This is a genomic window from Arthrospira sp. PCC 8006 (genome assembly GCF_046480465.1).
Classification (GTDB): Bacteria; Cyanobacteriota; Cyanobacteriia; order Cyanobacteriales; family Microcoleaceae; genus Limnospira; species Limnospira platensis.
Genome location: NZ_PKGG01000192.1, coordinates 1 through 10551 on the forward strand (window position 1 = coordinate 1; position 10551 = coordinate 10551).

Sequence of the window (10551 nt, forward strand, 5' to 3'; positions counted from 1 at the left end):
GCAAATATAGTAAGGCAATAGGTAGGGAGAAAAAGACTCGCAACAGAGGACCGAGGGGAAAGTAGTAGTTGATAAACCAAATCAAACTGGCGGTAGATGCGAGAAATGCTGTTTCCACCATAACGAGGGGGGACACAGAAGGGAAGCGATCGGATGTTTTAGGGGAAGGTTGGGGGCTATGGTTAGAAAAATCACTCATGCTATCAAGTTTAAATCACGGACGAGGTTAGGCAGGGCCATGGTAGGACCAAGACCGCTAACCTATTGTTAAACCAACATCCTCTCTAGGGCGTGAACATCGGGAATGCTGAGAAGATCGCGATCGCGATGAATTAATCCCTTTTTCTCAAGTTTACTGAGTACCCGAGTGACCGTTTCCCGAGCTAGTCCGCTCAAACTGCTGAGTTCTCGGTGGGGTAAATTAGGAATTGTGGTTCCTGATTCTGTGGTTTTTCCTTGTCCCTCCGCCAAAAACAGCAAAATATCTGCCACTCGTGAAGCACTATCTGACTCACGCAACCGTAACCGCCGATTGACTTGACGTAGACGGCGGCCCATTAACTGAGCCAACCTAATACCTGCCAATGGTTCAGTGTTAATCAGTTGGACAAAATCCTGAGCTGGCATATTGCCAATCATGGTTGGGGCGAGGGTGATTACATCTGTTGATCGGGGGACTTCATCAAGGGCTGCCATTTCTCCAAATAATTCACCTTTCCCCAAAATATTGAGGGTGACTTCCTTACCATCAAGGTTGTAGGTCCTAATTTTGACCCAACCATCTAAGATAAAATATACTGAGCTACCCCAATCATTCTCCAGCAAAATCACTTGATTGGGGGGGTGGCTTCGACCCACCACATGAGAGGTGGCTCTTTCGGCTACCTCCTCAGGTAAACCCTCAAAAAAGGCAGTCGAGAGAATCATCCGGGTGATATCTGATTGTGACTCGCGGGAGAAGTACCGATCTTCCATTGGGCTATGATGTTTGAAATTAGCGCTTATCCGTGGCTAGTTAGCAGGAGTTGTCCAATAGACAATTCACTGTCACCATTCACAGAGCCAACTTTAGTCAAACGATACCACTATTATTGTGGGGTTTCGATGTACTTAACTACAATAGCTAAGGTTTGACTATGGATTTAATCCAAGATTGGCTTTCATTATAATTGAGGGCATAAGCCTACACAGGTAGACTAACCAGGGATGAGTTGGGAACTAGATTGGCACAGGCAGGTTATCATTTTAAAGGGATATAGAGTCAAAATCACTGTATCCTAGCAAAATTAACCTAAATTGGATGTTCACTTACAAATCGGGCCTGGGGGTGGTTATCCCTAACTTTTGGCCAAGCATCGAGCTACGCTTACTCATTGGAACACTATTTTAAAGGTTAAATCTGGACTATTGAAACTCAAACTATATTGATATCCCGGTTAAATTTTCTCGTCAAACGCTAGTAAATTGAGGTCCCTCCCTTGACTTCTCATCAGGATCAAATTCAGACTCTTATTGCTGAAATTGACGAGGTACTGAGTCAACCCAGCCCCCGCCTACCTTGGGTGGCTTTTGGGGAAACCGTGACCCGCGCCCGTCAAGTTTTGCAGCGTGTTCGGAATTATCTCGTATCTCTTCAACAAGATATTGATGACTCTTCATTGTCCCTGAGATCTACAGGTTCCGCTGACCCATCATCTCTTTCGGAGTCCCAACAGCAGAATTTTTGGCAAGCCTTGCGCGAAGAAATGGGTTATTTGCGATCGCGACTTTCGGCTTTGCTAAAGTCTGAGGTGGAAGAATTACGCCATGAGCGACAACTACTATTACAGGATATCAGAGCTTTAGAATTGCGGCGACAGGAAAATCTGCTCTCAGCTGACCAATCCCACGAACAGCAACAAATTATTACAGAGTTCCTGCAAGAATTGATGAATCGTCTTCAGGAAAGTCTGACTGAGAGTGTCAGCGAAACCCTGAGTAACCTTGAGGAACAGGTGCTTAATGCGCTACTGTTGGGGGATACTGTTGAGACTACCCCCAGTGAGTCTTCCCTCACGGCTTTGAGTCGTGGACGAGGTGAAGGCGCAAACAGTGGCGATGTAAGGGTTTTCTCTGATGCTGGTGGGGACTATGCTGAGGAGTTGGAAACTTCTAAGATGTTACCCCGACTCACTCCAGCCCAACGACTGGAACAAATGCGGACTCTACAGGCTCAGTCTGATCAGATGCTGATGACCCTTGATTCTAGTTTAAGTGTCATTTTTGAGGCCCTACAAAGCAATTTACAAACCTATCAGGAATCTCTGTCCCAAAATATTGAGAAAATGCACGGTTTGGGACAACAGGGAGAGGTGATTTTTTCGGCTTGGATTAATTATCTCACCCAGCAGTTGAGTCAAGCTACAACCTCTCAACTTCAATCTTCTATACACCTAGATGATCGACAAACTAGACCGGCTACTCCCACGGTTCAACCTAATGCGATCGGTCAGCAGGGGGTGGCTATGACTCCCCAAACTCAACCGTCTCCAGAGATATCTTCTGTTCGCGATCACGATGATTTCTTTCCTTTTGCGGGGGTGGAACTTCCCTTACCCACTAGAGTTTCCGAAACTCCCATCGAATCAAAACCACGACCGGAACCAAAAGAGGATATAGTCGCGGAAACTGCTGCTGATATCCCCCATGAATCGGTAGATGAGGGGAATTGGGATGCTGATTTATTCGGTGATGATGAGGCTGATGATAGTGATGATATAGTGGCGGAAACTGCTGCTGATATCTCTCCTGAATCGGTAGATGATGGGGGTTGGGATGCTGAGGATTTATTTGGGGATACCTCAGAGACATCTACAGAGACATCTACAGATTTATCAGAATCAGAACCTGATGAGGAAGATCTGAGGTTGGATACTCAAGATTTGTTTAAGGATACCCCAGAGGAAGAGCTACCAGTGGCGAGAGAAACTCGGAGAAATGTATCTTCTGCGGGGGGTGGAAATGGTAGCCAGTCAGACCCGTTTGATGGCTTCTCTATGTCGGAAGAATTAGATTTATACGGAAGTTTACAGCCAGATGATGCTCAGGAACTTCTCTGGGAGGATGACGATATTTTGAGCGAAAATATCAATCAAAATCAGCCAGTAGAGATGAATAGAGACACGCCCAATCAAAAGGCTTCTCCATCTGCTAGTCAGGATACTTTTGAAGATTTTAGTAATATCTTTGAAGAACCCAATTTAAAGGAGGATGAACAGTTTATCTATGCTTCTCCTGATGAGAATTTGCTTCCGGGTGTTGATGATGATAGCGATGATGATGAATCGATGGATTCTCGGCTGTTAGTTGATCAGAGTACCCTGGAACAATTAGAGGCAGAATTGGCTAGGTTAGAGAGCCCGGAATCTAATGAGATTGAAGATATCTTAGCTGAAGATTCCGGGGAGGATTATCAACCGATTTCTATGCCTTCTGAGGAGGAAATGATTACTTTTGATAACTTGTTTGGCGAGCTAAATTCGAGTCTTAAAATATCGCGTTCTGCTGCTTCTAATTCGGCGGGCAAACCCGAAAAATCGGCAACTGTATCAGATAATTCTTTGACGGAATGGGGTGATTATGATGTAACTCTTGATGATCTCTTGAGCAGTTTTGAACAGGCGGAAAATGAATCATCATCACAAATCGATGATAATGATGAATTTTTGAGTTTAGAATCTTTGAGTCAAGAAATGAGTAAAAGTAACCCGAAAAAACGCGATTAATTGAGGTGGAATTGGAGATGACAGGTTGTTGGGAATTGGCTGAAAATATTACCCTAAGCCTCAATACCTCTCCCCAGGTGGGAGAGGGACTGCGTGGGGTGTATTACATGATTAATCAAGTAGCATATAGGAGCGATCGCACTATGTTAAATAATCCCTAATCTACCACTAAAGAGAGGGTGGGAGATGGCTATTTGGGAGGATAAAAAGGTGCGATCGCTTTGGGGTGGGGATTTCTTGGGGTTGGGGGTTGGGGATTGACAATTGACAGGCTTTGATTCGTCGGTTTCAGCAATTGTTAAATTAATCTTAAAATTCTGGGTTTTTTACTGGGAATAATGATGGGAAAATCTTTAGATTTATGATGTCAGCGGAGAGTGTATACTGCCTGAGAGAGGATTGGGTTCGCGTCTTGTACAGCCGTTCCGCGATCAGCTACCCTCTCCAATAGGGGGTATGCTGTCAGTGGCGGGTTGTGCTGGCAGAATGATAGTAACACTAACTAGAAATCGGTGAAATTCAATGTATACACTGCATCAAATTAACCTTAAATATCGGCGATCGCCACTAGCCAAATTACTAGGAAATAAAGGCATTTATCAACCCTGGGATTTCGGGAATTTATTCAGGAGTTATGTGTTATGTTTAGTCCTGTTAGTTTTAATTGTATTCGGCTTTCCTGAACCGTCTCATGCTGAGAGAATAGCCGTTGATGTTGAAGTGGAACAGACCAAATATAACAATGAGTCTTGGGATATATTAAATGGAGCCCCGGATTTGGCAATTTGTTTGTATAACGAAAGATTGGGAACTGTTTGTCTTCCTGATGGTTCTACACCGGACGATATTGGTAACCCTAACTGTCCCAATTCTTATCTATGCAGATTTAGCGTCAGTGCGCCGCCAAATGCCGAATTTAAAGTCTCTGTAGTTGATGTAGATGTGATGTTTAATGATCTGATAGGAGCGGGTTGGTGTCATCAAGGAATTACTTGTGAAATCGGACAAGCTAAAGTAACTATTAAGTGACGGTTAAACTTGTCTAATTGTTAGCCATAATAGTTAATTACTTCTGTGGTTTTTCATCATAGTTTAATTTCGCTTCATGGTCAAATATCAGAGGCGATCGCATAATGATATGGCTGTCCCAATAGGTGCGATCGCACTATGTTAAATAATCGCCAAGCTACCACTAAATAGAGGGTGAGAAACGGCTATGGGGGACCAAGTGGAAAGTGATTTCTCCAACAGCCACGGGTGTGAGTCCAGGGTTTGGGTCGGGGGGGGGTGGTTAAAAAACTTAACACAGTTCACAATTAATTTCCGCCCTGTGAGATAGTAAATTCTGAAGGCATTAGGGGTTAGATATCTGTTGTGTCGTTGAAGTATGCTCTGGTCCATGAATGGTTAACGCCGAAAGCCACAGGGGGGTCAGAGTTAGTGGTGCGAGAAATTCTCAAGCATATTGATGCCCAAGTTTATGCGCTGATTGATTTTGAATCAAGTAATCCTGAGAGTTATCTATATGGGCGAAAGATTGGGACCACATTTTTACAGAACTTTCCCTGGGCGAGAAATGGTGTACAGAAATATTTACCGCTATTACCGTTAGCGATCGAACAGTTAGACCTGCGGGAGTATGACGTAATTTTATCTTCATCCCATGCTGTAGCCAAGGGAGTGATTACAACGCCAGGGCAAAGGCATATTTGCTATTGTCACACTCCCATGCGCTATGCTTGGGATCTCACCTTTGACTATCTCAGAGGTAGCTCTGTCGGCTCAGGAGTCCCCGGTATGTTAACCCGTGTGTTGCTGCACCAACTACGGCAATGGGATGTGATTTCAGCCAACCGGGTTGATTATTTTATTGCTAACTCTCAACATACGGCTCGGAGGATATGGCGATGTTACCGTCGTGAGGCGAAGGTAATTTATCCCCCGGTGGCGATGGACAATATGAAATTTCAGGCCCAAAAAGAAGATTTTTATCTGACCGTTTGCCGTCTGGTGAGTTATAAGAAAATTTCCCTAATTGTCAAAGCCTTTAACGAATTGGGTTATCCGCTGGTAGTAATTGGTACAGGTCCTCAATGCGATCGCATCAAGAAAATTGCCAAAGACAATATCCAGCTTTTAGGTTGGCAAAGTGATCAGGCAGTAGGGGAATATATGTCCAAAGCCAAAGCATTTGTCTATGCCGCCTGCGAAGACTTTGGAATGGCGATCGTAGAAGCCATGGCTTGCGGAACACCTGCGATCGCCTATGGAGTAGGAGGCGCGACAGAAACCGTGCGAGATATTCGTAAATATCCCGACTCCGGGACAGGGTTATTATTTACGCCGCAAACAGAAACAGGTTTAATGGAGACAGTCCAAGTCTTTGAAAGTCTCAATGGGCAATTTCATCCGGAAATTATCCGAACTCATGCGAGTCAATTTGATCAAAGTCGGTTTCGGGAGGACTATCTTAATTTCGTAGATAAGTGTTTGAACAAAAATAGCGACGCATTCCCCCACCTCGCCGAACGGCAGGTGGGGGCAAAGGATCTGCCGATCTGACAAGCCTTGGGGTAACAAGCGCGTGATGGCACAAACCACATCAATCATCCGTACAGACCGATGGAATCTTAACCCGACAGCAGCAGCGCGAGTGCTTCTGAGCCAAACGGTTGAGGTCTCCCTAGGTGTCTGTCGGCATTTGATGGGAATTCTCTTAACCCATTGGCCGTCTATCGGAGGGTTATCGAGTCAAAAACGGGTTCTAGCCGTTGAGAAACTGATTCACCAAACCGCCAAGAACCCCAACCCCAAATACTGGCAATTTGACCAGACCTTTTACAAGTTCCCCAGCTACTATCGAAGGGCTGCCATCGTCTTCGCCGCTGGCCAAGTCAGTAGCTACATGACCCGATATCGGGAATGGCAATCGGGAACTCGTCAACGTCGGGATGCCAAACCTCCCGTCCTCAATCCCAACAGTGGCTGTTATCCGACCCTGTATCGAGGTAATTGCTATAAACGACCTGGCTATGACCGCATCGAAATCAAGGTCTTTAACGGAACCGATGGGGTCTGGACAAACGTTGGCATAACCAGCCTACGAGAACGGCATACCGTGGACAGCAACGTGCGAGATGTTCAGGCATGAAATAGGGTTGCAATACCTGAAATAACTGCCTGSTGGGACTTGCACCCCTTGATGGAATATAAAGGACTTGATGTGAAAGTTAAGAAACCTTGACAATCCCATAACTATATATGTGTTCCAACATCTGGGTGCGAGACCAGATAAAGGCAGAGAGACTCAAGGTCAAGACTGAGCGGAAGAAAGAGGGAAGTTGTGACCCCCTTGAGTATAAAGCAAGGTTGAGAGTAACGGCGGTAGCCACCCCCAATCTTAGGAATCACAATCCTAGGATTGACGCGGGGAACGGAAGGCGTAACAGAGGAACCTACCTCTAACTCGACCACTGCCAACCATCCAAGATTAGGGAAACCGAATGTCCGGCTTGAACCATCGTAACTACGGAGTAGCGAAACAGGTTGATACGCTGCGCTCAAAGAGTAAGGGGAAAAGTGGGAGTTTGTTGCAGCTACCCAGAAGCAACGTTTCGTTGTGCACAGACCTTTAAAGTACCCCGGTGGATAGGACGAATCTAAAGATGGAATGCCCGCATATATGGAACGTTTAAACCCCTCATTGGCTCTCAAGTGGCAGGATGTACCTGCACAGTAGTGAAAAGTGTAAGCGTAAGCCTTTAAGGGGAAGGGATGTGACTGAAAGCTAAGGCCTAATTGTAATGGTTAGGATATGCCCACTAGTCACGGTGTGGATATAGATACTGCAATCAACAAGAGTTTAATGGCGAAAGCGAGTTTAAAGACTATCGTGTGCATATAGCTCTATAAGTTGAAGTACGAAAGCAGGGGGTGGTAACCCTGTTCCCGATGTCAAAAGGGGTATCTACATCAGGAGCCGTGTGATGTGAAAGTATCAAGCACGGTTTTGTATGGGAGTTTGGGAAGGTGACTTCCCTCTCGACCCCTACCAAGCTGCTGTCACCGTCCCTTATCTTCAATGAGCAAAAGAGGACTTGTCATCTCTCAGTTCCATTTGAGTGTCATCCACCTCAACGGGAGGGAGAGGGTCGAGTTGTAAGTGTTGACCTGGGTATCAACACCACCGCTACTGTGGCAGTCGTGAATTTTGACGGCACTGTAACCTATCGGGAGTTTATTCACCCAGCCAGAGACATAGACGAAGTCGCCGCAGCCGCTCGAACCTGCGTCCAGCGGAACGGCGACCGTCGAGATAAGCGGCTGAAATCGGTATCTAAACGAGCTAGTAAGACGATGGGGCTAGGTGGAAGTCTCCAGAAAGGCTTCTGCTCTCATACCTACCGCAAATGCCGTAATATCAACCGTCAAATTGGGCAAATTGTCTCGAAGCGTATCGTGCAGATTGCCCAACAGTTCAATGCCGATGCTATTGTCTTTGAGAACCTGAAAGGATGGAAAGCTAAGGGGGGGGCGCAAGCGCTCTAACCTTCGCCAACGCTTTCATGGATGGCTTAAAGGTATGATTCGAGATTTGACTGAGATGAAGTGGCAAGAGATAGGCGGTAAGGTCATTGATGTCGTAGCTCCACCTAAAAGTTGGCTTATGACGGTAGTGGAGTCGAAAGGGCGAGACTCCAASAACTATGCTCTGGCTAAATTTTCCTCGGGCAAGCGATACAATGCAGACCTCAATGGGGCGCTCAATATTGCTGCACGAGGCATTCTTCAGCTCACTCGCCGAAAGGACAGTGAGGAGCCCTCGATCCAACGTTCGAGGGCGATCGCCTAGAAGCTGGGCTTGTTTGTGTGACCTGTGGACTAGCACAGTTCGAGGTTAGCACCGACACCCCCACCTGCCTTGGGCGGGTGGGGTGAGCTTCATTGTCAAAGGGCTGGTAAGAAATCGAAAACTAGCTAAATCTATTTATGATGCGGGTTGGTCTACTTTTCGCGGTTGGCTAGAGTATTTTGGCGTTAAATATGGCAAGGTCACGGTAGCTGTGCCAGCTCACTATACCAGCCAAGAATGCTCAAACTGCGGTCAAGTGGTGAAGAAAACCCTATCAGAAAGAACACATATTTGTTCGCACTGTGGATATCTAGCCGCGCGCGATGTTGTTATGGTCGAAAGGGAAGTCACCTTCCCCAACTCCAATTCCAAACCGTACTTGAGACTTTCACCTCATACGGCTCCTGATGTGGATACCCCTTTTGTCATTGGGAACAAGGTTACTACCCCTTGCTTTTGTACTTCAACTTTCAAAGCTATTTGCATGCGTAGTCTTTAAACTCGCTTTCGCTATTAAGCCCCTACTTTATCGCAGTATCTATATCCACACCGTGACTAGTGGGCATATCCTAACCATTACAATTAGGCATTAGCTTTCAGTCACATCCTTTCCCCTTAAAGGCATACGCTTACACTTTTCACTACTACTTGTGAGTAATATTGCTCACTTGTTTATTAGCAGAGCCAATGAGGGGTTTAAACGTTCCATCTATGCGGGCATTCCATCTTTAGATTTGTCCTGTCCACCGGGGTACTTTAAAGGTCTGTGCATAACTTTCGTTACTTCTGGGTAATATCATTACTTTCCACTTTTCCCCTTACTCTTTGATCGCAGCGTATCAACCTGTTTTCGCTACTCACACTTTACGATGGTTCAAGCCGGACATTCGGTTTCCCTAATCATCGATGGTTGGCAGTGGTCTCGATTCTGGTGTTAGGTTACACCTCGGAGCCTTCCGTTCCCCGCTTCAATCCCAGAATTGTGAATCCTGAAACTGGGGGTGGCTATCGCCGTTACTCTCAACTTTCTGCTATACTAGGTGGGTCACAACTCCATCGTTCTAGCTTTCTGTCTTGACCTTGAGTCTCTCTGCCTTATCTGGGGGTCTCCAGATGTTGAGACACATAGATAGTTATCGGATGGTCAGGGCGCACTCCTTATATTCAACCAAGGAGTAGAAGTCCCACTAGGAGGCTATTTCAGGCATTGCAGCCCTATTTAACTCCTAAACGTCTCGCACAATGCGGCAGTGAATATCCTAAAACGCGGACTAGCTACGGCGGGGCACGCCGGAAATTACGCTTGGGGAGATTGGCCCTCTTGGGCTGTTGGTGCGAACCTGCGGTCTAATGGCGAGTCGCGCGAACCAAGAATCCCCGTCTCTTTAGAGCGGGGAGTGTCAAAACAGCCCGTTAAAAAATGTAATAATGCCTTAATAATGCTTTAATGAATGGATGTCAGTCCTGTAGGGGTAGATGAAATGGCTTTCCTGCGGTGCAGGCTCCAAGGGTCTGTAAGGACTGGGAAACAACCATAGTCCCTACAGATTAAATTTGACCCCGCCTAGTAGGGGTCGAGAGAGATGTCGCCATCTCCCCCTCCCATACAAAACCGTGCGTGAGACTTTCGCCTCACACGGCTCCTAGTCTGATTGCTCCATTGTGAGGGATACAGCTTTAGCGTTATCAAGTGCCGTCTTATCATCGTGACAGTGGCGGTGTAGTAGTTGAAGATTCTTGTATTCGTCCTTTCCGCCGAGACTTCGAGGTACAATGTGGTCTATTTCAACTATGTCTGATGGGGTAAAGTATTGCCCACACCAGGTACACYTGCCTTTTTGCTTCTTGAGTAGTTTTGCTACCYTTGYTGGCGTGTCGATTGCTTTTCCTTTTCTGGTTGCCCAGTACGTCCACTTTACGTCCTAACGTGTTGCT

General features: G+C 46.2%; 6 protein-coding genes and 4 pseudogenes. 7 read left to right on the plus strand and 3 right to left on the minus strand.

What is annotated here, in order from left to right; genetic code table 11:
- Positions 1-199 (minus strand): annotated as a pseudogene (locus B9T16_RS21395) (DUF2232 domain-containing protein); the annotation flags it as partial.
- Positions 200-267: 68 nt separating this feature from the next.
- Positions 268-975 carry a Crp/Fnr family transcriptional regulator gene (locus tag B9T16_RS21400; protein ID WP_014274911.1) on the minus strand — a complete coding sequence of 236 codons (708 nt, stop codon included), beginning with the start codon at positions 973-975 and terminating at the stop codon, positions 268-270.
- A gap of 503 nt (positions 976-1478) precedes the next feature.
- On the opposite strand from B9T16_RS21400, the gene B9T16_RS21405 reads away from it, so the two are divergent.
- From B9T16_RS21405 to B9T16_RS21435, 7 genes and pseudogenes are all read left to right on the plus strand, one after another.
- On the plus strand, positions 1479-3764 hold the full coding sequence (locus tag B9T16_RS21405) for a hypothetical protein (RefSeq protein ID WP_006617187.1): 2286 nt from the start codon (positions 1479-1481) through the stop codon (positions 3762-3764).
- 17 nt (positions 3765-3781) lie between these two features.
- Positions 3782-3925: a hypothetical protein gene (locus B9T16_RS21410; RefSeq protein ID WP_157888681.1), complete on the plus strand. Its 144-nt coding sequence runs from the start codon at positions 3782-3784 to the stop codon at positions 3923-3925.
- Positions 3926-4286: 361 nt separating this feature from the next.
- Complete coding sequence (locus tag B9T16_RS21415; RefSeq protein ID WP_006617186.1) at positions 4287-4793, plus strand: hypothetical protein; 507 nt, start codon at positions 4287-4289, stop codon at positions 4791-4793.
- A gap of 345 nt (positions 4794-5138) precedes the next feature.
- Entirely contained in the window at positions 5139-6326 is a 1188-nt protein-coding gene (locus B9T16_RS21420; protein WP_050856767.1) for a glycosyltransferase, read from the plus strand.
- Positions 6327-6351: 25 nt separating this feature from the next.
- Positions 6352-6894 (plus strand): annotated as a pseudogene (locus B9T16_RS21425) (IS200/IS605 family accessory protein TnpB-related protein); the annotation flags it as partial.
- 1064 nt (positions 6895-7958) lie between these two features.
- On the plus strand, positions 7959-8312 hold the full coding sequence (locus B9T16_RS21430) for a hypothetical protein (RefSeq protein WP_231852130.1): 354 nt from the start codon (positions 7959-7961) through the stop codon (positions 8310-8312).
- A gap of 398 nt (positions 8313-8710) precedes the next feature.
- Positions 8711-8941: pseudogene (locus tag B9T16_RS21435) on the plus strand (RNA-guided endonuclease InsQ/TnpB family protein); the annotation flags it as partial.
- A gap of 1318 nt (positions 8942-10259) precedes the next feature.
- On the opposite strand, the pseudogene B9T16_RS21440 reads toward B9T16_RS21435, so the two are convergent.
- Positions 10260-10538, minus strand: a pseudogene (locus tag B9T16_RS21440) (HNH endonuclease); the annotation flags it as partial.
- Positions 10539-10551 lie beyond the last annotated feature (13 nt).